The organism is Wolinella succinogenes DSM 1740, from assembly GCF_000196135.1.
GTDB classification, from domain to species: Bacteria; Campylobacterota; Campylobacteria; order Campylobacterales; family Helicobacteraceae; genus Wolinella; species Wolinella succinogenes.
In genome coordinates this window covers 1,322,872-1,343,379 of record NC_005090.1, presented here as the reverse complement: position 1 = coordinate 1,343,379, position 20,508 = coordinate 1,322,872, and the positions used below count along the sequence as shown (strand labels likewise).

Below are 20,508 nucleotides of genomic sequence, written 5' to 3'. Positions count from 1 at the left end.
AAAACACTAGCTTAAATAATCCTCAGGCTCAATCTCATATTTTTGGATTTTGTACCCGATTTGGCGATTGGTGATTCCCAATTTTTTGGCGGCTTGGAGCTTGATTCCATGACACTCTTTGAGCGCTTTGATGATCGCTGAGCGCTCCAATTCCTCTAAGTCGGCTCTAGTTTTGACCTCTTTGGTGTAGCCATGCACACGACCAGGAAGCACAGAGAGCACCACCTCTTCATCGATGCTCTCTGAGGGGGCAAGCAAAACAAGCCGCTCGATGCTATTCTCCAGTTCGCGAATGTTACCCGGCCAATCGTAGTGTTTAAGAAGCTCCTCGGCCTTAGGGGTGAGGTGGAGCTCTTTGGCGTGGCGCTTGCAGAATCGCTCCAGAAAGTAACGCGAAAGAAGAATCACATCATCGCCCCTGTCGCGCAAGGGGGGCGAAAAGATGGGAATCACATTGAGGCGGTAGAAGAGATCCTCTCTAAAATCCCCCATGCGCACCATCTCTTCGAGGTCTCGATTGGTCGCAGCGACAATGCGCACATCCACTTTGATGGTTTTGCTTCCGCCCACGCGCTCAAACTCCTGCTCTTGCAAAATACGGAGAATCTTCGCTTGCAAAGGCAGGCTCAAATCGCCCACCTCATCCAAAAAGAGCGTCCCGCCATCGGCGAGCTCAAATCGCCCCTTGCGCGTCTCCCTCGCGTCTGTAAAAGCCCCTTTTTCGTGTCCAAAAAGCTCACTCTCTAGAAGATTCTCTGGGATAGCGGCGCAGTTTAGCTTGATGTAGGGCTTCTCTTTGCGTGGGCTATAGTTGTGAATCGCTTTAGCGATGAGCTCCTTGCCTGTGCCCGTCTCGCCTCGGATGAGCACCGTAGCGCTAGAGGGGGCGATCTTGGCGATGATCTCTGAGACTCGCTTGATAGGTGGACTGTAGCCGATGATCTCGCTCTGCTTGAGAAGCTCCTCTTTGTAGTAGAGTTTCTCTTCGCTGATGCGCTTCTTCTCTTCGTGGATGCTTTGGTGGATGCGTCTTGCCTGCGCCATGAGAGAGGCGGCGATGGTGAGAATTGTCACCATCTCATCAAAATCACTCATAGAGTGTTTGGTGAGGCTCACGCCAAGCACTCCAAGAATTCTCTCTTGGGAGAGAGCGGGGACGGCAAGATAGGAGATTTCCCCCTCGTTGCGACTGCCGCTTTTATTCAAAAAGAGGAGGTTTTGATGGATATTCTCCACGATGATGGGCTCTCTAGCTTTGGCGGCTAGCCCTGTAGCGCCTTCGCCTACCTTGTAGCTAGCGAGGAACTCCTGCTCTTTGCTGAGCCCTGCAGAGGCAAAGACATTGAGGGTTTGACTCTCTTCGCTGAGCTCATAATAGACGCTTTTATCGAGGAAAAAGTGGCGCTTGAGCAGTCCAAGCGCCTCTTCAAACGCCTTTTTCACTTCGCCGACGCTTCCCCCTAAAGCCAAAGAGATATCATAGAGTGCGCGTAGCTCCTGATAGCGGGTGCATCGATTTGAGGGGGTGTGACAGGAATTATCCATCTTCTCTCCTTGGCTCTAAAATGAGGGCTTCGCTATTCCCTAAGACGAATCCTTGAGTGATGCTCACTTGGGTGACCTCCTCTTTGGAGGGAATTTCAAATAAAAGAGGCATGAGAATCTCCTCTAAAATATGTCTCAAGCCTCTTGCTCCAAGCTCTTCATCGAGGGATTTTTGGGCGATGGCCAGGAGGGCCTCATCGGTGAATTCAAGCTTCACGCCATCGAGTGAGAAGAGGTATTGATATTGAGCGATAATCGAATCTTTGGGCTCTTTGAGGATCTTCACAAGCGATTCTAGGTTGAGAGGTTCTAGCTCCAAAATCAGGGGAATCCGTCCGATGAATTCAGGAATCATCCCATAAGAGAGGAGCTGTTTGCGCAGGGTTCTTTGGGTGGGAGATGAGGGGTTGGAGGCCAAAAATCCACTTCTTTTTTCGCCTCGCTCCTCTTTGATTCCCACGAACGCGCCCCCGCAGATAAAGAGCACATCTTTGGTATCAAAGAGCACGGTTTCGGTGTTGGAGTTTTTGCGTGCCCCTTTGAGCGGAACATAGACGCTAGCCCCCTCTAAAATCTTCAAAAGCCCTTGCTGGACTCCCTCGCCTCCGATATCTCGACCGCTCTGCACGCTCTCGCCTTTTTTGGCAATCTTGTCGATCTCATCAATATAGACGATTCCTTTTTGGGCTTTTTCGATATCAAAGGAGGCGGCATGGAGGAGTCGAGAGAGAATCGATTCGACATCCTCGCCCACATAGCCCGCCTCAGTGAGCGCCGTGGCATCGCTCATAGCAAAGGGGATATTGAGCACTCTAGCGAGGGTTTTAGCCAGCAGAGTCTTGCCGCTCCCGCTTGGCCCTAGAAGGAGGATGTTGCTCTTCTCTAGCTCAATGTGATGGTGCTTGGGGTAGGAGATGCGTTTGTAGTGGTTGTAGAGGGCGACTGAGAGCGCCATTTTGGCTTTTTCTTGCGAGATCACATATTGGTCTAGAAATTGAGCGATCTCTTGAGGCTTGGGGAGGTGCGAGCGGACATCCTTTTGCTTGCGATTCTCCTCTTCGCGCTCCAAGAGGTTAAAAAACTCTACAATACACTCATTACAGATGAAAGCTTGATGGCTGCCGCCAAAAATTCGCTTCACCAAGGGCTCTTTTTTGCCACAGTAAGAACATTGTAAATTTTTCATCGTTATACCACCAAATCACAGCTAAAACACTCATCTGTATCGCCACAAAATGCACAGGCAGGGGCGATTTCGCCGATGGTGTCAAAGAGGAATTTCTTCCAACGCTTCTCCTTTGGCTTCTCTTGTGCCAAGAGGGGAAAATGAATCGCCATGAAGGCGTTGTAATCTTTGCGAGAGGGAAAACCCATATCCTCATAGAGGTGGTTTTTTCCATAGGCTCGCTCAGCGATCATCGGAGCGATGACCTCCCTAGCATAAGGCGAAGCGGCATGCTCTTGCAGAATCGCCAGAATCTTTTCCATGAGAGTTTCCTACTCCCCGACTCTCTTGGCCACTACATCCGCGGGAAATTTTTTGGGGATGGGGTCGAAATACCAGCGATCGCCATTTTTGAGAAGCACTTCGCCCCCGTAAGTCTCTCCATCAATCTCCACGCTTTCGATCACCTCTTCCATATCTTTTTTGGCGATATAGAATTTGATCTCCTCGCCTCGTTGGGTTAGCATCACTTTAGCCATCTAAATCTCCTTTGTTTTTGGGTTGAATTTCTAGCGGGTGAGCCGCTTTTTGAGGCGATTGAGCCATCCCTTGGCACCCTCTTTGGGCTCAAACTCCATGTAAAGCCTGCCGCTCTCTAGCTTTTTGACGAAGCTTGGAGTACCAAAAAGCTTCTCATCTTTTTCGGGGAAATCTTCCCTATAGTGCGCCCCTCGGCTCTCTTCTCGCGCTAGGGCGCTAAGGAGCATGGCCTCGCTCACCTCTAGCATATTGCGAAGCTCAAGAATCGCCTGAAGCTCGCTGTTATACTCTTTTTGTTTGTGGATACAGTGGCACCCAATCCAGATTCTTTTGAGGTAGGAGACATAATCCAGCGCCCCATGCAAGCCCTCTTGGGTGCGGAAAATCCCCGCTTTTTCGTAGAGGGTCTTGCCTAGGGTCTTGCGGATACTCTGGAAGTTATAGCGATTTTCGCCTCCAAGGATATGCTCGACGAGATTGGTGTCCTTGGCGATGGGCTCTAGGCGGAAGTCGTGATAGTCGTGACTTTGGGCAAATTTCGCGGCATTTTCTCCCGCGATACGCCCAAAAACAGCCGATTCTAGGAGGGAGTTGCCCCCAAGGCGATTGGCGCCATGGACCAGATTGCAAGCCACTTCTCCAGCGACATAGAGCCCTTTAATCGCGGTCGCTCCGCCAAGATCGCACTCGATTCCTCCCATGGAGTAGTGCACGGAGGGGATGATGGGGATAGGCTCTTTGATGGGGTTGATTCCCTCGCTCATGGCGATTTTGAGCAGCGAAGGGAGCTTACGCTCTAAAAGCGCCTCACCCAAGTGGCGCACATCTAAAAAGACCCGTCTCCCCTCTGAGAGCTCTTTGGCAATTTTTCGTGCAAGCTTGTCGCGCGTGAGGAGCTCATCGATGAATCGCTCCCCTGATTCGTTGATGAGGATTCCCCCTTCGCCTCTCGCGGCTTCGCTGATGAGCGCGTGGGTTCTAGGGAGTGTGGTGGGGTGGAACTGGACAAACTCCATATTGGAGAGTCGAAGCCCCGCTCTAAGAGCGGCGGCTTGACCATCTCCGGTGATTTCTGGAGTGTTGGTGTGGTGTTCGTGATAGATTCCGCCATAGCCTCCGCTTGCTAGCACGACCGCCTTAGCACCCAAAAGCTCGATCTCAGAGGTTTGGCGATTGAGCGCGGTGATTCCTGAGATGACTCCCTCGTGCACCAAAAGCGAGAGAAGCATCCGCTCTTTGATCCAGTGGATGGGGTATTTTTGCATGATGACTCTAAAGAGAGTCTGCGTGATGGCTCCTCCTGTTTTGTCGCCAATATGACAGGTGCGCTTTTTGCCCATCCCGCCAAAGGCTCTTTGGGCAATTCTCTCATCTTGCTGATCAAACGCCACACCGATGGAGGCGAGGAATCCAATCTCCGCGGGAGCCTCTTGGCAGAGAATTTGCGCCGCCTCTTTGAGGGCGAGACCATCACCCCCTCTTAGGGTGTCCTCAAGGTGAACAAGAGGGGAATCGGGCTCTGCGTTGCCAAGTGCAGCATTGATACCGCCACAGGCTAGCGAGCTATTGGAGCGCATGAATGCTCCTTTGCTCAAAAGCGCGACCCTAAGCCCTCTTTGGCTCCCCTCTATCGCCGCTCTAAGCCCTGCGATTCCGCTCCCAATCACCAATAAGTCATACAGCATCTCTATCCCTCCCTAGTGTTGAAAATAGCTTGAAATAGGCCTCTTTGGAGAGAGGTTTGATCATTTTTAGCTCCATGTTATGGAGTAGATGGTCGGCATTTTTGGTGCTAAAGAGGGCGCTTAGCGCGTAAGGATTGGAGCGTGAAAATTGCAAGGCGCGCTGAAGATCGCTCATCGCCTCTTTGCCGCAAAGCGCACGAAACTCCTCAGAAAAGGGGCGTTTAAAGAGGTGAAGCCTAAGAAGTGAAGAGCTGGTGATGGAGTGCAAGCCCAATTTTTGAGCCGCGATGAAAGCAGGATAGTAGCCCTCTTTGCCCACGGCTTGATTGGCGTAGCCAACCCCTTGGATTTTGGCGAGATTGTAGGGAATTTGGACAAATTTCAAGTGAGAATCGTTGGTTATTTTTTGGGCCATGTTCACGATCTCTTGAAGCGAAAGATACTCTAAATGGGTGGGGTCATTGAGGAATCCATTCCAAGAGGCGATGCCAAAATAGCTCACCAATCCCTCGCTAACCCACGATTCCATCGCGCAAAAAACCTTTTCTAGACGAGATAGAAGCTCTTTTTTAGTGAGGTGACCTAGGGCGTGTTCGGGGTTTTGGAGGTAAAAAATATCGAGCTTCTCTAGCCCTAGATTCTCCAAAGAGCGCTCTAGGCTCCAGCGGAGATAATCAGGAGAGAGGCAATATTCATCGGTGAAAATGTCTGATTCTTGGGCAAGATTTGGCTTGATGACCCTCTCTTTAATCCATGTATAGGGGTTGTTCGGGAAGGGATACTCTAGAGGGAAAAAGCCCCCCTTGGAGGCGATGATGAGCGATTCTCTTTGGGTGCCCATCTCTAAAAGCTCACCGAGCGCCTCGCCAATCTCGCGCTCGCTTTGGTTGTAGCGGTAGCTAGCGGCGGTGTCAATGTGGTTGATTCCATTGAGGACTGCCTCTTTTATAGGCTCTTTAAAAGTGTAGAGATAATTCTCCTCTTTATACGCTTCAGGAGCAAAACTTCCCACACCCAAAGAGGAAAATGTCAGGCCTTGCGCAATTTTGTAAAATCCATCAACCTGCGCAAAATGCGCCGCATAAGCCTTGGTCGATTCGGCTGTGGCGCATCCTTTGATTCTCATTTGATTCTCCTTGACGGAAATGGAAGTTTGTGGTGGCATTGTATGACATTTTTGAAATTTTGACTGTTTAAAAAATAGGCAGTCATTTTTGGAACAGGGTATGCAATCTTTCGGGGAGATTTGATTTTAAATCACAGGAGCCACCCATGAGCACCTCATGCAACCCCGCAAACCAAGACCACCCCTGTTATAGCCACGAGGCGCACGGGCTCTTTGCTCGTATCCACCTCCCCGTGGCGCCCGCGTGTAACATTCAATGCAACTACTGCAACCGCAAGTTTGATTGCAGTAACGAATCAAGACCGGGCGTGACCACCACGAAGCTCTCGCCTGAGGAATCGGTGAAGAAGGTTCTTTATGCAGGATCAAAGATCGAAGGATTGAGCGTGGCGGGGATCGCAGGCCCCGGAGATGCGCTCGCTAATCCCAAGCAGACCTTTAAGACGCTAGGGCTTCTTAAAGAGTATGCGCCCGACCTGAAGCTATGCATCTCCACTAATGGACTCATGCTCCCTTTTTACGCCAAAAAACTCAAAGAGCTTGGTGTGGATCACCTCACCGTGACGCTCAATGCCATTCACCCTAGCGTAGGCGCAAAGATCTATGCGTGGGTCTATGACACTCACAGCAAAAAGCGCTACACCAAGGAGGAGGGAGCAGAACTCTTGCTCAATCGCCAGCTTAAGGGAATCGAAGAGTGCGTGAGGTTAGGGATGATGGTGAAGATTAACTCGGTGCTGATCCCTGGGGTCAATGAAGAGGAGCTTCCCCATGTCGCCAAAAAGATCAAGAGCATGGGCGTGGCGCTCCACAACATCATGCCGCTGCTCTCTTTGCCTGAGTTTGGGACATACTTCTCCGATCATGGGGTGCCTAGCGCCACGGATGCGCAGGTAGAGGAGATGAGAAAGCGGTGCGATATTGGCGTAGAGCAGATGAGCCATTGCCGACAGTGTCGAGCCGATGCGGTGGGAATCTTGGGCGAAGATAGAAGCTCGGAGTTTGCCCAAGGCGAATTTCTCGCACTCCCCATGGAGGAGCTCGCCACTCTCTATGATCTCCCCTCTAGAAGAGCCACCAAGGAGCGGCTCCTCCAAAAAAGAGAGGCGATTCCCCAAAAGGGCAAACTGCCCTCCATGGCTACCCAAGGCAAGCTCATCGCGCTCACTAGCCGTCTAGAGGAGCGAGCGGATCTTCATTTTGGAGACGCCAAAGAGTTTATCATCTATGAGTGGATCGGAGATCACCTCAAAGCCGTGGGGGTGAGACGGCTCCAAGGGAGTTACTGCCAAGGCAAGAGCAGCTGTCATGAGGCCAATCCGATTGAAGAGATTTTGCAAAAACTCCATGATATCGACTATCTCGTGACCGCCAAAATCGGTAAAACACCTAGAGAGAAGCTCCAAAAAGCGGGAATTACTTGCATCGAAGCAGAGGGGATGAGACTCCACGAGGCTTTGGGGATGATCGCACCGCAGGAGCTAGAGGCCAACTAAACCGCACCAAAACAAAGGGGGCGCCATGATCACGATCAACGACACAACGCTTAGGGATGGAGAGCAGGCTCCCACGGTGGCTTTCACCCAAGAGGAGAAGTGCGAGATCGCCAAGCTTCTTTATGAAGCGGGAGCGGATGAGCTAGAGATTGGAATCCCAGCCATGGGTGAGGCAGAGCGCGAAGACATTAGAGCCATCCTCTCTCTCGGGCTTCCTTTGCGCCTCATGAGCTGGAATCGAGCCACCCAAAGCGACCTAGAGGCGAGTTTGGCGTGTGGGATGAAGGCGGTCGATCTCTCGATTCCTGTCTCGACTAAAATGGTCGCGGCGAAGTTTCGCGGGAAGTATGCCAAAGTGCTCTCCAATCTAGAAGAGACCCTCACTATCGCTAAAAAAGAGGGGCTTTTTGTCTGTGTGGGGATGGAGGATACATCGCGCGCGAACGCTCGATTCCTCAAGGAGGTGATCGCACTGGCCATGGAGAGGGGTGCGGATAGAGTGCGATTTTGTGATACGGTGGGTATCCTCACGCCACTCCAGACCTACAGGGCGATTCGCTCTCTTCGGCGCCATTGCACGCTTCCTGTTGAGATGCACTGCCATAATGATTATGGGATGGCGGTGGCGAACTCTATTGCAGGAATCGAGGCGGGAGCCCAAAGCGTCAATACGACCGTGATAGGAATCGGTGAGCGCGCAGGGAATGCGGGATTTGAGCAGGTTCTTTTGAGCCTCATCGGGCAGTTTGGACAAAATCGTACACTCGATTCTACTATTTTGAAAGCCCTTGTCCAAAAGGTCGCCAAAGCCGCAGGCGTGGCTCTAGCCCCCACGGCTCCTGTGGTGGGGAGTCGCCTCTTTTGGCATGAGAGCGGAATTCATGCCGATGGAAATCAAAAAAGCGAGGGCCTCTATGAGCCTTTTTCCCCTGAACTGGTGGGTGCGAGCCGCGAATACCCTATTGGCAAGCATTCAGGGAGTGCCAATCTAATCTATCATCTCAAGCAGTTTGTCCCACTGATCGAGAAGGGCGAAGCGAGCGATCTACTCCCACTGGTGCGTGAAATCGTCACCAAAAACAAAAAACCCCTGAGCGCTAAAGAGCTCTTTTGTCTCTACCTCTCGCACAAGCGCCACTCCCAAAAAGAGGGGTAAGCGGTGTTTGACCCTCATCACCGTGTGCTGGATAGAATCGTCTGCGAGTGCGGGGGCAAAACCACCCGCGAGGCGATCGTCATCTTCCAAAATACAAGCCTTCCCTTTCGCAAAGCCAAAAAGCTCGTCACGGGGTGTGATCGAGTCTGCTGCCGCAAGGCGCTGGAGAAGCTCTTTGATATGAGTTTTTATGGGGAGTTTGATCTTGATGAGATCGAACGACTGCTGGGGTGAGAGGGCGCCCAGTGCAAATCGCTTTTTGATTCTTCATTCAATAATCCAGATAACCTTCTCTCCCAATTTTCTCTCCATAGCCCCACCGAATCGATATTTCATCTCCCTTTTTTACACCAAGTTGCTCTGCCCAAAACTTTTTCCCCTAAATATTTTTTTCTCGGAATAGAGTATGCAATAAGTAGGGCGTAACCAAAACAAAACAAAGGAGATGAAATGGCAGGCTTGAGACAGATAGCCTTCTATGGTAAGGGCGGTATCGGTAAATCGACTACTTCTCAAAACACCTTGGCGGCAATGGCGTATTACTTTGGTAAAAAAATCTTGATCGTAGGGTGCGATCCTAAAGCGGATTCAACTCGATTGATTCTGCACGAGAAAGCACAATCCACGATTATGCAGCTCGCAGCAGAGGTGGGCACAGTTGAAGACCTAGAGCTAGAAGATGTCTGTAAGCCTGGAGCGGGGCCTTTTAATCCTGAGCAGCCAAGCCCTAGTGGCGGTTGGATCAAATGCGCCGAATCTGGCGGTCCTGAGCCAGGCGTAGGTTGCGCAGGAAGAGGGGTTATCACTGCGATCAACTTCCTTGAAGAAGAGGGTGCCTATTCCGATGAGCTTGACTTTGTTAGCTATGACGTTTTGGGTGACGTTGTTTGCGGCGGTTTTGCGATGCCTATCCGTGAGGGTAAAGCTCAAGAGATCTATATCGTTATGTCTGGAGAGATGATGGCGATGTATGCGGCCAATAACATCTCTAGAGGTATTTTGAAATACGCTAGCAGCGGCGGTGTGAGACTGGCTGGATTGATTTGTAACGCTAGGATGACTGACCGAGAGTATGACCTCGCTAACGCACTAGCGACCAAGCTTGGAACTCAGATGATTCACTTTGTGCCCCGACACAATATCGTTCAGCACGCTGAGCTTAGACGAATGACAGTCGTAGAGTACGCAGAGACCTCTACTCAAGCGGAGGAGTATAAAGAGTTGGCTCGCAAGATCGTTCATAACGACCTCAAAGTCATTCCTACCCCTATGAACATGGATGACCTTGAATCGCTCCTCATGGAGTTTGGTATCGCTGAGCAGTTCGACGAAGAAAATGTCGGCAAAAAAGCGGAAGCTTAAGAAATAAAAGAAGAAGGAGAGAGATCATGTTTGTACTAGGATTCCACTTCCCTGCCGAAATGGGCAACCAAATCCCTTCTGAGAAGGTGATCGAGAAGCTAGAAGGTGCGCTTGGCGATAGCATGGCTAAAGTCAAAGAGATCAAAATCTATATGGGTAGCAACAAAAGCACTTCCGTAGAGCTTTTTAAGACCTACCAAAACACCAACACGCTTCTAGCGAAGGCGTTGGTTCACTTTTTCCAAGAGGGCAACGAGAAGAAAGCTCCAAGATACCTCTACTACACCAACAAGTATCAAATGAGTGAGCTTAGCAAAAAGCTTGATAAAGATGATGAAACGCTTGATCTTTGCAGAAAATTTGACGGTATGGAGCCGCTAACGATCGACGTTATCTACAACTAGGAGAATCGCGATGAGAGCAGAAGAACTAAAGGCCCTACAGAAAGAGGCCATCGAAGAGGTTTTGGCCGCCTATCCGGAAAAAACCGCGAAGAATCGCTCTAAGCATCTAGGTGTAGGTGCTCCCGATGATGAGAGCCAAAAGACTTGCGGCGGTGTGCGAAGCAACAAAAAATCCGCCCCTGGCGTGATGACTCAGCGAGGTTGTGCCTACGCTGGGAGTAAAGGGGTGGTATGGGGGCCTGTCAAAGACATGGTTCACATCAGCCACGGACCTATTGGATGCGGTCAATACAGCCGAGGCGGACGACGAAACTATTACATCGGCACCACAGGGGTGGATACATTCGTTACCGTCAACTTCAGCACCGATTTCCAAGAGCGAGATATCGTTTTTGGGGGAGACAAGAAGCTCCAGCAAGCGATCGATGAGATCAATGATCTCTTCCCTCTCAATCATGGAATCACCGTTCAATCTGAGTGCCCTATCGGTCTGATTGGGGATGACATTCAAGCCGCGGCTAGAAAAAAGAGTGCCGAAACAGGCAAAACAGTCGTAGCGGTCTCCTGTGAAGGATTCCGAGGGGTTTCCCAATCTTTGGGTCACCACATTGCTAATGACACGATTCGAGACATCATGTTCCCCTTGAGCGATGAGGTCAATAAAGATTTTGTCGCTACACCCTATGATGTAGCGATCATCGGCGACTACAACATCGGTGGAGATGCATGGAGCTCTAGAATCTTGCTTGAAGAGATGGGGCTTCGCGTCATTGCTCAATGGAGTGGCGATAGCACCTTTAAAGAGATCACAGCAGGGCCCAAGGCGAAGCTCAATCTTCTCCACTGCTATCGAAGCATGAACTATGTGGCTAGACACATGGAGAAGGAGTACGGGATTCCTTGGATGGAGTATAACTTCTTTGGTCCAAGCAAGATCGAAGCTTCTCTTCGAGCCATCGCCAAACATTTTGGCCCTGAGATCGAGAAGAAAGCCGAAGAGGTTATCGCCAAGTATAAGGCGATCACTGAAGCTGTCATCGCCAAGTACAAGCCAAGACTTGAGGGCAAAACCGTGATGCTTTATGTCGGAGGTCTCAGATCGCGACACATCATTGGTGCTTATGAGGATCTTGGCATGGAAGTGATCGGACTTGGATATGAGTTTGCCCATGATGATGACTATCAGAGAACCAAAGAAGAGGTGAGTGGCAGCGTCTTGGTTTATGACGATGTGAACGAGTATGAGCTTGAGAAGTTTGTTGACAAACTCCGACCTGATCTCGTGGCTAGCGGGGTGAAGGAGAAGTATGTTTTTCAAAAGATGGGTCTGCCCTTTAGACAGATGCACTCTTGGGATTACAGCGGTCCTTACCATGGCTATGATGGCTTTGCTATCTTTGCTAGAGACATTGAGATGGCGGTCAACTCTCCTGTATGGGCACACAACACTGCCCCTTGGGATTGATTAGGAAAGGATGAAAGATGCAAACTATTGAAAATATCGTCACAGGAAAAGATCTCTTCCTTAGACCTGAGTATCAGGAGATTTTCACCCAAAAGCGCGCCGAATTTGAAGGCATGCCTAGTTGCGATGAGGTCGCCAAAGTTGCTGATTGGACAAAGAGCTGGGAGTATCGAGAGAAAAACCTCGCCAGAGAAGCGATCACCATCAACGCTGCCAAGGCTTGCCAGCCTCTTGGCGCGGTCATGGTGGCTCTTGGATTTGAAAACACTATGCCTTATGTTCATGGAAGTCACGGTTGCGTGGCTTACTTCCGATCCTACTTCACGCGCCACTTCAAAGAGCCCACGCCTTGCGTGAGTGACTCTATGACCGAGGATGCGGCGGTATTTGGAGGATTGCAGAATATGATCGATGGTCTAGCCAACTGCTACGCTATGTATAAGCCTGAGATGATTGCCGTCTCTACGACTTGCATGGCTGAAGTTATCGGAGATGACCTTCAAGCGTTTGTTGAAAACGCTCGAAGCGCTGGAAGTATTCCTGCGGACTACCCTGTCCCCTATGCGAATACTCCTAGCTTCAAGGGCTCTCATATCACGGGCTATGACAACATGATGTATTCGATCATCACTCAGCTCTCCAATGTTTCTCAGAGCGCTGACAAAAAAGATCGAATCAACATCATCCCTGGATTTGAGCCCTATATCGGAAGCCTCCGCGAAGTGAAAGAGATCGTTGAGGCTTTTGGAGCGGACTACATCATGCTAGGGGATCACTCTGAGCAGTGGGATATGCCTGCGGGTAAATACCAGATGTTCAGCGGCGGCACCAAGCTTGATGATGCAAGAGATGCGGGCGCGAGCAAAGTGACCATCACGCTTCAGAAGTACACTACGCCAAGAACGATGAAGAGCTTTGCTAAGAAGTTCAAACAAGAGACGCTAGAGCTCAACCCTATCGGTCTAGCGGGAACTGATGCTTTTGTGAGCGCGATCTCTAAGCTCACAGGCAAGAGCGTCCCCCAAAAGCTCAAAGATGAGCGCGGTCGCCTTGTGGATGCAATGCAGGATAGCTACCCCTATATGCATGGTAAAAGCTTTGCGATTTGGGGCGATCCTGATTTTCTTATCGGAGCGGTTAGCTTCCTCATCGAGATGGGGGCAGAGCCTAAACATGTGCTTTGCCACAATGCCCCTGATGGCTGGGAAGAGGAGATGAAAGCCCTTCTTGCCACCTCTCCTGCTAAGGATCTTCATGTCTGGGCAGGCAAAGACCTATGGCACATGAGAAGCCTTCTCTTTACTGAGCCTGTTGATTTCATGATCGGCAACACCTATGGTAAAGAGCTAGAGCGAGATACAGGAATCCCCCTCATTCGCGTAGGATTCCCTATCTTTGATCGACACCATTTGCACCGATACAGCATCTCAGGATACAAAGGAACCTTGAATCTTTTGACATGGATCGTGAACAAAGTTCTTGACAAAATGGATGAGGACACCAAGCAGATCGCCAAAACCGACTTCTTCTTTGACGCGGTGCGATAAGCAGGGTGCTTCTATAGGAGGTGCGAGATGATGGATAAAAAAGTGGTCAAAGAGTTGCTAAACGAGAGTGCGTGCGCGCACTCCGCTTCCAAAAAGAGCGCCTGTAACCGCCCCAAGCCTGGAAATGCTTCGGGGGGTTGCGCTTTTGAGGGTTCGCAAATCTCTCTTTTTCCCTATGATGAAGCCATCCATCTCGTTCACTCCCCATCAACCTGTCTTGGCGCTAGTTGGGGAACACGAGAGACTCCAAGTAGTGCCAACAGAGGTTTCACCAAGATGGGTTTTTGTACAGACATAAGTGAGCACGATGTGATTTTTGGCGGGGAGCGAAAGCTTAAAGAATCGCTAGAGTATCTCATCACTCGTTATGTTCCAAAGGCAGCTTTTGTCTATGAGACCTGTGTCTGTGCCATGATTGGCGATGATACGCCTAAAGTGTGCAAAGAGGCGGAAGAGCGATTTGGGATTCCTGTGATTTTGGTTCGTGCGGCAGGATTTGTCGGGAGTAAGAATCTAGGAAGTCGAATCGCGGGAGAGGAGCTTTTAGAGCAACTCATCGGGCGCAAAGAGCCCGAAACCCTCACGCCTTATGACATTAATCTGATCGGCGAATATAACGTTACGGGAGATATGTGGCGTTATAAACCTCTGCTTGATGAACTAGGGATTAGGGTGCTTGGCGCCTTGAGTGGAGATGGAAGGATCGATTCTATCATGCAAGCACATCGGGCGAAGCTCAATGTGCTAGTGTGCGCCAAATCTCTAGTGAGCTTGGCACGAAAGATGGAAGAGCGATATGGAATCCCTTACATCTCTGCTTCCTTTTACGGTATGAGAGAGAGCAGCCGATCCCTTCTCTCTATCGTCAAAGCCTTGGGGGATGTAGAGCTCATTGAAAAGGCCAAAACTCTCATAGAGCGGGAAGAGAGAAAGTGCGTCAAAAACCTTGAGCCCTACATGCCGATCCTCCTTGGTAAGAAAGCGGTGCTAAACACGGGTGGGAACAAAGCGTGGTCGATCGCCTCTGCCCTTCAGGACTTGGGAGTTGAGGTGGTCGCCACCAGCGTGAGAAAGTGCACCGAAGATGATAAGGCTAGATGCAGAGAGCTCCTAGGAGAGGGAGCGGTTTTGATGGAGAATCCTGGTGCTGAGCAGTATAAAGTGCTCGAAGAAAAAGGAGCAGATATGCTTCTAGCGGGAGGTCGAAGTCTCTATGGAGCGATCAAGCGCAAAGTTGCCTTTGTGGACGTGAATCAAGAGAAGCATACTAGTTATGGGGCTTATGAGGGACTCGTGGCGTTCGCCAAAGATTTGAGCCACTCTCTATGCAACCCTGTCTTTAAGTTGGTCTCACAAAAGGCTCCTTGGGAGTGAGGCTTGATTCTTATTTTCCAAAAATGTAAAGGGCAGCTCTAAAAATCTGGGCGTCAAGACGGATTTTTTGTGGTGTTCTAGGGCTTTTGGAGAGATTGTAAAGCCCAATATACAAAAATGTAAGGAGCAGAGTCATGAGCAAACCACTACAAGTCAATCCTCATAAACTCTCTCCCGTGATGGGGGCGCATCTGGCTTGTTTGGGCGTGGATGGGGTGATGCCCATCATTCATGGCGCACAAGGGTGTTCTAACTTCTCCAAAGTCTTTTTTACTCGACACTTCAGCGAACCGATCGTCTCTCATAGCACCGCGGTCAATGACATCACAGCCGTGCTTGATGGAGGAGCTTGTGTGGCGGAGGCGATTGACACCTTGGCCAAGAAGTCTCCTTTTAAATTGGCGGCCATCATCACCACGGGATTGACCGAGACCAAGGGGGATGATGTAAAGGGAGCCATTGGGCAACTCTCCTATCCAGCGCTCTACTTTCCCACACCTGATTATGAGGGAGGTTTGGAAGAGGGGTTTGCTCTAGCCATCGAAGTCTTTATCAAAGAGAGGATGGTGAGCGTCACCACCCCTGATCCAAAGCTCGCCCTTATCCTCCCTCACGCCTCCATGACGCCTTTAGAGGTGGAGAAGCTTAAAGAGTTTTTGGAAGATTTTGGAGTGAGGGCTTTGGCATTGCCTGATCTCTCGGGGAGCCTTGATGGTCACCTAGAGGAGCGACAAGGGAGCGTGTCCAAAGGGGGAATCACGCTCGAAGAGATAGAAGAGGCCTCTAGGGCGGGGATGATTCTTAGCATCGGAGAGAGCACGCGCAAGGCTCGTCAAGCCTTTTTGGCAAAGAATCCAGGCGCCTTTGATCTCAATGTCGAATCGCTCTATGGACTCCGCTCTAGCGATGCATTAATCCGCGCTCTCATGGATTGGACAGGCCATGAGCCTTCTGTGAGGATTAAGCGCTGGAGGGCCAGGCTTCAGGACATGATGCTAGATAGCCATTTTGCCCTAGGAGGCAAGCGAGTGATTGCAGCGCTAGAGAATGACCATCTGCTAGGAATCTCCAAGATTTTAGAAGAGGTGGGGATGAGCTTTGAGCTAGCGGTGGCGACCACGGGGGGGCCAGCGATGACAAAAATCAGTGCCAAAGAGGCAGTGGTTGGGGATTTGGAACACCTTATGCAAAATATAGAGTCATCAGAGGGGGTGATCGCCTGTGAACGCCTAGGAGGCTTCCTTCCAAAGGAGACCCCTTGGCTTGTGCGCGGTTACCCCATCTTTGAGCGTATCGGCACGGGGCTAGGCAATGACATCCTTTATGAAGGGGGATGTTATCTTTTAAAAGAGCTAGCCAACCTATTCTTGAAGGAGCACCAAGCGCATGATTAAGACAACCATTTACGGAAATTCTCTAGAGGGTGATGGAGCGATCATCAAGGTGGCGTTTGCCAGCAAAGATTCGGAGTTTGTGAACGAGCATTTTGGCTGGGCACGACAATTTTTCATCTATGAGGTGAGCGAGCGAGGGTTTCGCTTGGCGGAGATCATCAAGCATGATGAAGAGGATGAAGATGAAGAGGGGAAAATCGATCGAAGAATCGAAGGAATCAAAGAGGCAGGAATCCTCTACTGCCAAGCCATTGGGCCTACGGCGGCGGCCAAAGTGGTGCGAGCCAAAATCCACCCCATCAAGGTGAACGAAGAGAAGTCCATCAAAGAGGCTCTAGAGGAGCTCACCAAGATGCTCGCGGGGAATCCTCCGCCTTGGATCAAGAAAATTTTGGTGCAAAGCCAAGGAGAATAAGCGATGGAAGGGGTTTTTAAGCAGGCGCTCATCGACCAGTTTAGGGCTTTGGATGCCTATGGACACTGGAATCGTCTAAGTGATGAGGAGCTTTTGGGGCGACTCTACATCAGAGAAAAAGGGGCGAGCGCCACTTGTGCTGAGGTGGATGAGGCGACCACGCGCAACATCAAGCTCTATTATCAAGCGCTTGCGGTGGCTTTTGAGAAGCGATGCGGCGAGATGGCCAATGTGATGATGGAGCTCAACTCTGAGGGTTATGGTCGGATATTGGTGATCGTGGGGCGATTGATCGTGCTGGATAAGACGATCCGCGATGCGTCTAAGTTTGGCTTTGGCTCGCTAGAGGAGCTAGACAAAAAGGGCGGGGGCGCTCTAGGCGATGCACTCAAGGCGTTTGAGAAGTATCGATCTATTTTTGCATAAAGGAGAAGCGATGGTGGCAAAGACTAAAGGTGGAGCGGATTGGGTTCAAGAGTATGTGGTGAGTCTCAACAAAGAGACCTGTATCGCCTGTGGGCGCTGCTATAAATCCTGTCCCAAAGAGGTGATGACGCTCACTGAAGAGGAAGATGATGAGGGCGAAGAGCATAAGTTCATGATTTTAGTTAAAGAGGCGGAGTGCATTGGATGCAAAGTCTGCTCCAAAGTCTGCTCCAAAGGGTGCTTCACCCACGCCGCCTAAGGCTAGATCACAAAGAGGAGAAAGAGATGCAAACATTACAAGCTTTTGAGCGACTAGGACAGTGCGAAGAGTATTTTGAGTTTTTTGGAATCCCTTACGATGAAAAGGTGATGCGCGCCAAACGCCTCCATATCCTCAAATATTTTGGTGACACGATTCGAAAACTTGAGTGGGTGGATGCCTCCGAATCTCAAAAGCTACTCCTCTACAGGAATGCGCTTCTGGCGATCTATCAAACTTTTCTCCATAACGCCCCTAGTGCGCAAGAGGTTTGGGGGGAGAGCAAGTGTGCGGCTTGCCATAGTATTGGGGAGTGTTCAACATGCTAGCGCCTGAGGGTGAAGAGGCGCTCTTTGAGGTGGGGGATCGTGTTCGACTCACCAAAGAGATGCGTAATGATGGCACTTTCCCCTTTGCCAAAACGGGCGAGATTCTTGTGCCTGAGGGGAGTGAAGGGTATGTGAAAAAGATGGGCTACTTTCTCCAGACCATACGAGTCTATGAGATCGATTTCATCGAGCTTGGATGGGTTTTTGGCTGCAGGGAGCAGGAGCTAGAGTTAGTCGAGAAGGCCTTTTAGGCCTCGACCTTGAAATTTGTGTTGCAATCGTGCAATACAACTTTCAAAGTCAAATTTAAAGGAGAGATGATGTCTGAGAATCTAACGAGAGTGGAGATTGTGAACGACTTCCTAGCGATCAAAGTTCCAGAAGGGTGCACGATTCAAGAGGTGGCGGAGCGCTCAGGCTCTAGTATTCCCTTTGGCTGTCGAGATGGCGAGTGCGGAACATGCGTGATCACAGTCGTAGAAGGGATGGAATACCTAAGCCCCCTCAATGAGAAGGAGAAAAAAGTCCTCTCCACCATGCCAGATCACACCATCAATAGTCGACTCTCATGCCAAATGAAGATCGTGAAGGGTGGCGGTTATATTCGACTTCGATATTGATGAAAATTTAGGCACCCCTAAGGACTTCATCAAGGAAGCAAAAGGGTAGCATTAAAGAAAAAAGAGGAGAGGGTTTTGCAGAGTTTAAGAATCTCGCAAAAGCAAGCTTTGCGCCTAAGTGTTCGGCAGTGGTGCGCGGTGCTTGAAGCGAGTGGATCGGAATTGGAAAAAAAGCTCTCCGAGGCGGCTCTGGAGAATCCTTTTTTAAAATTCAGACGCAAAAGCCTCCCAACCTTCTCCTCGGGCGACTTCATCGAAAACAGTCCTAAGGAGCGTTTTTTGCAGGAATCGCTCCTGGATCAGATCGATTCCTCCTTTTTTCCCACCGAATTCTCCCAAAAAATCGCCGCTAAAATCATTGAAGAGCTCAATGTTGAAGGCTATTTTGAGGGCGATGAGTCGGCCATTGCAGAGGAGTTTGGGACGAGCGAGGCGGAGGTGGAGAAGATTCGCAAACGCTTCAGGAAGCTTGATCCTTGCGGCGTGGGAGCCAAGGATTCGCTAGAGGCGTTTGAGTTTCGTCTTTTGGAGAGCGACTATGATGAGGATCTCTCCTCTTTGGCTTATGAAATCCTCCGCTCTCCAGGGCAGATTCATCATCTCCAAGGTCAAGCTAGACTCTTGGAAGCGATCGATCTAGCCAAGCGTTTTAGCGCTCCTCCTGCGCTTGAGTTTATGCAGGGCGAGGCCTTTAGGCGACCTGATATTTTAGTGGCCGAGGATGAGGGAGTCTTCCGGATTGAGGTTTGGGGGGATGAATTTGAGCTTGGCGTTGAGGCGTGCGGGGTCAAAGAGAAGAATAGCCTCAAAAAAGAGGCACGGCTTTTGTGTGACTATTTCAATATGCGCCACTCCACTTTAAGAAAAATTGCGACCCTGATCGTTGATCTGCAACGCGACTTTTTTCAGGGTGGAGAGCTACGACCCTTTTCCGTCTCTCAGGCGGCTCTAGAGATTGGAATCTCCCAGCCCACCTTCTCTAGGGCGATCGCTCAAAAGTCTCTCTGTTGCTCTAGAGGAACTTTTCCTTTACGCAAATTTTTCCCCTATGAGGCAAAAAATGGCGTGAGCGGAGAGGAGATTCGCGCTTTTATCAAGGCTCTCATTGCCCAAGAGCAGGGCGGGCGAATCTATTCTGATGAGCAGCTAAGCGAGTTAGTGAAGCGAAAGTTTGGCGTCCATATTGTGAGGCGCACGATTGGAAAGTATCGAGAGCAGCTAGGAATCCCCTCTCCTAATTTTCGCAAAAAGCTTCAAGGCCTCAAAGTAAAAAGTCTCGCTGTCTCTTAAAGCCCTTCTCCTTGAGCTTCTCTATTTGGAGAGGGCAAGCAGAACGAATTGGCTCATGAGGCGAATATTTTTAAAAAGCACCTTGTCATTTTCAAAAGGAGTGGCGGTGATCACGATCGCTCCAATCTCTTCTTGGAGGGCGAGGGGGATGAGCGTACGACGATAGTAGCTCTCCTTGGCGCACTCTTTCTCTTCTAAAAACTCTTCAATTAGACGCAAATCATCGGAGTGCGCGGGGTAGGGGAGCTGCGATTCTTGGGTGTCAAAGACAGTGATGTAGTGGAGATAGACATTTTGACGCAAGATTCTTAGCTCTTGATGGAGCAAGAAAGAGAGATAGATTCCAAAGATTTTGAGGATATTGTCTTTTCTTTTTTCCCTCAAATCCGCCATGTCAATGCTCTCCACTTCAAAGGCGTGGGCGGCCTTTTGCACCTCTTCATCAAGCGAGGGGAGGGAGAGAATCTCCTCTTGCATGAGGATGAGAAGATCTTTGGGGGGTTTTTTGGAGTGGAAAGGCTCGCAAGGACGGTGTTCGATGTTGGGAGAGAGGATAATTTGGAGAATCTTATCAATCTCGCTATCAAAAATCACATACAAAAGAGGAGATTCTCTATAGCTTACCTCTTCAAGCTTCTGCTCATCCATCTGGCGCAGGTAGCCAATCTCATCTAGATCAATATCATAGGCCGAGGTGAAGCTTTGGAGCCACTCATGTTCGCTCACCAAGCGGTGGCAGCGCTGAAGCTCTCGATGATGCTCTTTGGCAGGGAGATTGACATACTCTTTGTTCTTAATGGAGAAGAGCTTGTTGATGGAACCTTTAGAGTGGATCAAGCTCGTGGGGACTATAATCATCGATTCCGTCCTTTGAAAAAGTCAAAGGGTTATTATACTCCTAAAATCGTGC

23 protein-coding genes are annotated in these 20,508 nt (G+C 50.1%); 16 read left to right on the top strand and 7 right to left on the bottom strand.

What is annotated here, in order from left to right; translation table 11 throughout:
- Window positions 1-6: 6 nt before the first annotated feature.
- The 6 genes from WS_RS06695 to WS_RS06670 are packed head-to-tail and all read right to left on the bottom strand — an operon-like array spanning window position 7 to window position 6,061.
- Entirely contained in the window at window positions 7-1,545 is a 1,539-nt protein-coding gene (locus tag WS_RS06695) for a sigma-54-dependent Fis family transcriptional regulator (protein ID WP_011139254.1), read from the bottom strand.
- Window positions 1,538-2,731 carry an ATP-dependent Clp protease ATP-binding subunit ClpX gene (clpX, locus tag WS_RS06690; protein ID WP_011139253.1) on the bottom strand — a complete coding sequence of 398 codons (1,194 nt, stop codon included), beginning with the start codon at window positions 2,729-2,731 and terminating at the stop codon, window positions 1,538-1,540. The genes WS_RS06695 and clpX overlap by 8 nt, the downstream gene beginning before the upstream one ends.
- A gap of 2 nt (window positions 2,732-2,733) precedes the next feature.
- A complete protein-coding gene (locus WS_RS06685; RefSeq protein WP_041571843.1) occupies window positions 2,734-3,033 on the bottom strand; it encodes a nitrogen fixation protein NifQ in 300 nt (99 codons plus the stop codon).
- A 9-nt stretch (window positions 3,034-3,042) separates the two neighbouring features.
- Complete coding sequence (gene nifT / locus WS_RS06680) at window positions 3,043-3,249, bottom strand: putative nitrogen fixation protein NifT (protein WP_011139251.1); 207 nt, start codon at window positions 3,247-3,249, stop codon at window positions 3,043-3,045.
- 30 nt (window positions 3,250-3,279) lie between these two features.
- Window positions 3,280-4,935 carry an L-aspartate oxidase gene (locus WS_RS06675; RefSeq protein WP_011139250.1) on the bottom strand — a complete coding sequence of 552 codons (1,656 nt, stop codon included), beginning with the start codon at window positions 4,933-4,935 and terminating at the stop codon, window positions 3,280-3,282.
- On the bottom strand, window positions 4,925-6,061 hold the full coding sequence (locus WS_RS06670; RefSeq protein ID WP_011139249.1) for an aldo/keto reductase: 1,137 nt from the start codon (window positions 6,059-6,061) through the stop codon (window positions 4,925-4,927). The genes WS_RS06675 and WS_RS06670 overlap by 11 nt, the downstream gene beginning before the upstream one ends.
- 146 nt (window positions 6,062-6,207) lie before the next feature.
- Here WS_RS06670 and nifB point away from each other — a divergent pair, with 146 nt between their 5' ends.
- The 16 genes from nifB (at window position 6,208) to rpoN (ending at window position 19,598) form a co-directional block, all read left to right on the top strand.
- Window positions 6,208-7,557 (top strand): nitrogenase cofactor biosynthesis protein NifB, encoded by a 1,350-nt coding sequence (gene nifB / locus WS_RS06665; RefSeq protein WP_011139248.1) that lies wholly within the window; start codon window positions 6,208-6,210, stop codon window positions 7,555-7,557.
- A gap of 25 nt (window positions 7,558-7,582) precedes the next feature.
- Window positions 7,583-8,713: a homocitrate synthase gene (nifV, locus tag WS_RS06660; protein ID WP_011139247.1), complete on the top strand. Its 1,131-nt coding sequence runs from the start codon at window positions 7,583-7,585 to the stop codon at window positions 8,711-8,713.
- Between the two features lie 3 nt (window positions 8,714-8,716).
- Window positions 8,717-8,947 carry a hypothetical protein gene (locus WS_RS06655; RefSeq protein WP_011139246.1) on the top strand — a complete coding sequence of 77 codons (231 nt, stop codon included), beginning with the start codon at window positions 8,717-8,719 and terminating at the stop codon, window positions 8,945-8,947.
- A 216-nt stretch (window positions 8,948-9,163) separates the two neighbouring features.
- Window positions 9,164-10,075 carry a nitrogenase iron protein gene (nifH, locus tag WS_RS06650; protein ID WP_011139245.1) on the top strand — a complete coding sequence of 304 codons (912 nt, stop codon included), beginning with the start codon at window positions 9,164-9,166 and terminating at the stop codon, window positions 10,073-10,075.
- Between the two features lie 26 nt (window positions 10,076-10,101).
- Window positions 10,102-10,479: a hypothetical protein gene (locus WS_RS06645; protein WP_011139244.1), complete on the top strand. Its 378-nt coding sequence runs from the start codon at window positions 10,102-10,104 to the stop codon at window positions 10,477-10,479.
- Window positions 10,480-10,489: 10 nt separating this feature from the next.
- A complete protein-coding gene (nifD, locus tag WS_RS06640) occupies window positions 10,490-11,944 on the top strand; it encodes a nitrogenase molybdenum-iron protein alpha chain (protein ID WP_011139243.1) in 1,455 nt (484 codons plus the stop codon).
- A 17-nt stretch (window positions 11,945-11,961) separates the two neighbouring features.
- Window positions 11,962-13,491: a nitrogenase molybdenum-iron protein subunit beta gene (gene nifK / locus WS_RS06635; protein ID WP_011139242.1), complete on the top strand. Its 1,530-nt coding sequence runs from the start codon at window positions 11,962-11,964 to the stop codon at window positions 13,489-13,491.
- Between the two features lie 27 nt (window positions 13,492-13,518).
- Window positions 13,519-14,865, top strand: coding sequence for a nitrogenase iron-molybdenum cofactor biosynthesis protein NifE (gene nifE, locus WS_RS06630; RefSeq protein WP_011139241.1), 1,347 nt, complete (start codon window positions 13,519-13,521; stop codon window positions 14,863-14,865).
- 134 nt (window positions 14,866-14,999) lie between these two features.
- Window positions 15,000-16,259: a nitrogenase component 1 gene (locus WS_RS06625; protein ID WP_011139240.1), complete on the top strand. Its 1,260-nt coding sequence runs from the start codon at window positions 15,000-15,002 to the stop codon at window positions 16,257-16,259.
- Complete coding sequence (gene nifX, locus WS_RS06620) at window positions 16,252-16,674, top strand: nitrogen fixation protein NifX (protein ID WP_011139239.1); 423 nt, start codon at window positions 16,252-16,254, stop codon at window positions 16,672-16,674. The genes WS_RS06625 and nifX overlap by 8 nt, the downstream gene beginning before the upstream one ends.
- A 3-nt stretch (window positions 16,675-16,677) precedes the next feature.
- On the top strand, window positions 16,678-17,100 hold the full coding sequence (locus tag WS_RS06615) for a NifX-associated nitrogen fixation protein (RefSeq protein ID WP_011139238.1): 423 nt from the start codon (window positions 16,678-16,680) through the stop codon (window positions 17,098-17,100).
- 10 nt (window positions 17,101-17,110) lie between these two features.
- A complete protein-coding gene (gene fdxB / locus WS_RS06610) occupies window positions 17,111-17,359 on the top strand; it encodes a ferredoxin III, nif-specific (RefSeq protein WP_011139237.1) in 249 nt (82 codons plus the stop codon).
- Between the two features lie 26 nt (window positions 17,360-17,385).
- A complete protein-coding gene (locus tag WS_RS06605; protein ID WP_041571839.1) occupies window positions 17,386-17,688 on the top strand; it encodes a nitrogenase-stabilizing/protective protein NifW in 303 nt (100 codons plus the stop codon).
- On the top strand, window positions 17,682-17,939 hold the full coding sequence (locus WS_RS06600) for a nitrogen fixation protein NifZ (RefSeq protein ID WP_011139235.1): 258 nt from the start codon (window positions 17,682-17,684) through the stop codon (window positions 17,937-17,939). Before WS_RS06605 ends, WS_RS06600 begins: the two co-directional genes overlap by 7 nt.
- Window positions 17,940-18,008: 69 nt before the next feature.
- A complete protein-coding gene (locus tag WS_RS06595) occupies window positions 18,009-18,308 on the top strand; it encodes a 2Fe-2S iron-sulfur cluster-binding protein (protein WP_011139234.1) in 300 nt (99 codons plus the stop codon).
- A gap of 75 nt (window positions 18,309-18,383) precedes the next feature.
- Window positions 18,384-19,598 (top strand): RNA polymerase factor sigma-54, encoded by a 1,215-nt coding sequence (gene rpoN, locus WS_RS06590; RefSeq protein ID WP_011139233.1) that lies wholly within the window; start codon window positions 18,384-18,386, stop codon window positions 19,596-19,598.
- A gap of 21 nt (window positions 19,599-19,619) precedes the next feature.
- Here rpoN and WS_RS06585 read toward each other — a convergent pair whose 3' ends face one another.
- On the bottom strand, window positions 19,620-20,456 hold the full coding sequence (locus WS_RS06585; protein WP_011139232.1) for a hypothetical protein: 837 nt from the start codon (window positions 20,454-20,456) through the stop codon (window positions 19,620-19,622).
- Between the last annotated feature and the right edge of the window lie 52 nt (window positions 20,457-20,508).

What these genes read in the sequence shown, in the direction of transcription:
- WS_RS06695 (WP_011139254.1), bottom strand. Translation starts at nt 1,545, where the DNA reads ATGGATAATTCCTGTCACACCCCCTCAAATCGATGCACCCGCTATCAG.
- clpX (WP_011139253.1), bottom strand. Translation starts at nt 2,731, where the DNA reads ATGAAAAATTTACAATGTTCTTACTGTGGCAAAAAAGAGCCCTTGGTG.
- WS_RS06685 (WP_041571843.1), bottom strand. Translation starts at nt 3,033, where the DNA reads ATGGAAAAGATTCTGGCGATTCTGCAAGAGCATGCCGCTTCGCCTTAT.
- nifT (WP_011139251.1), bottom strand. Translation starts at nt 3,249, where the DNA reads ATGGCTAAAGTGATGCTAACCCAACGAGGCGAGGAGATCAAATTCTAT.
- WS_RS06675 (WP_011139250.1), bottom strand. Translation starts at nt 4,935, where the DNA reads ATGCTGTATGACTTATTGGTGATTGGGAGCGGAATCGCAGGGCTTAGA.
- WS_RS06670 (WP_011139249.1), bottom strand. Translation starts at nt 6,061, where the DNA reads ATGAGAATCAAAGGATGCGCCACAGCCGAATCGACCAAGGCTTATGCG.
- nifB (WP_011139248.1), top strand. Translation starts at nt 6,208, where the DNA reads ATGAGCACCTCATGCAACCCCGCAAACCAAGACCACCCCTGTTATAGC.
- nifV (WP_011139247.1), top strand. Translation starts at nt 7,583, where the DNA reads ATGATCACGATCAACGACACAACGCTTAGGGATGGAGAGCAGGCTCCC.
- nifH (WP_011139245.1), top strand. Translation starts at nt 9,164, where the DNA reads ATGGCAGGCTTGAGACAGATAGCCTTCTATGGTAAGGGCGGTATCGGT.
- WS_RS06645 (WP_011139244.1), top strand. Translation starts at nt 10,102, where the DNA reads ATGTTTGTACTAGGATTCCACTTCCCTGCCGAAATGGGCAACCAAATC.
- nifD (WP_011139243.1), top strand. Translation starts at nt 10,490, where the DNA reads ATGAGAGCAGAAGAACTAAAGGCCCTACAGAAAGAGGCCATCGAAGAG.
- nifK (WP_011139242.1), top strand. Translation starts at nt 11,962, where the DNA reads ATGCAAACTATTGAAAATATCGTCACAGGAAAAGATCTCTTCCTTAGA.
- nifE (WP_011139241.1), top strand. Translation starts at nt 13,519, where the DNA reads ATGATGGATAAAAAAGTGGTCAAAGAGTTGCTAAACGAGAGTGCGTGC.
- WS_RS06625 (WP_011139240.1), top strand. Translation starts at nt 15,000, where the DNA reads ATGAGCAAACCACTACAAGTCAATCCTCATAAACTCTCTCCCGTGATG.
- nifX (WP_011139239.1), top strand. Translation starts at nt 16,252, where the DNA reads ATGATTAAGACAACCATTTACGGAAATTCTCTAGAGGGTGATGGAGCG.
- WS_RS06615 (WP_011139238.1), top strand. Translation starts at nt 16,678, where the DNA reads ATGGAAGGGGTTTTTAAGCAGGCGCTCATCGACCAGTTTAGGGCTTTG.
- fdxB (WP_011139237.1), top strand. Translation starts at nt 17,111, where the DNA reads ATGGTGGCAAAGACTAAAGGTGGAGCGGATTGGGTTCAAGAGTATGTG.
- WS_RS06605 (WP_041571839.1), top strand. Translation starts at nt 17,386, where the DNA reads ATGCAAACATTACAAGCTTTTGAGCGACTAGGACAGTGCGAAGAGTAT.
- WS_RS06600 (WP_011139235.1), top strand. Translation starts at nt 17,682, where the DNA reads ATGCTAGCGCCTGAGGGTGAAGAGGCGCTCTTTGAGGTGGGGGATCGT.
- WS_RS06595 (WP_011139234.1), top strand. Translation starts at nt 18,009, where the DNA reads ATGTCTGAGAATCTAACGAGAGTGGAGATTGTGAACGACTTCCTAGCG.
- WS_RS06585 (WP_011139232.1), bottom strand. Translation starts at nt 20,456, where the DNA reads ATGATTATAGTCCCCACGAGCTTGATCCACTCTAAAGGTTCCATCAAC.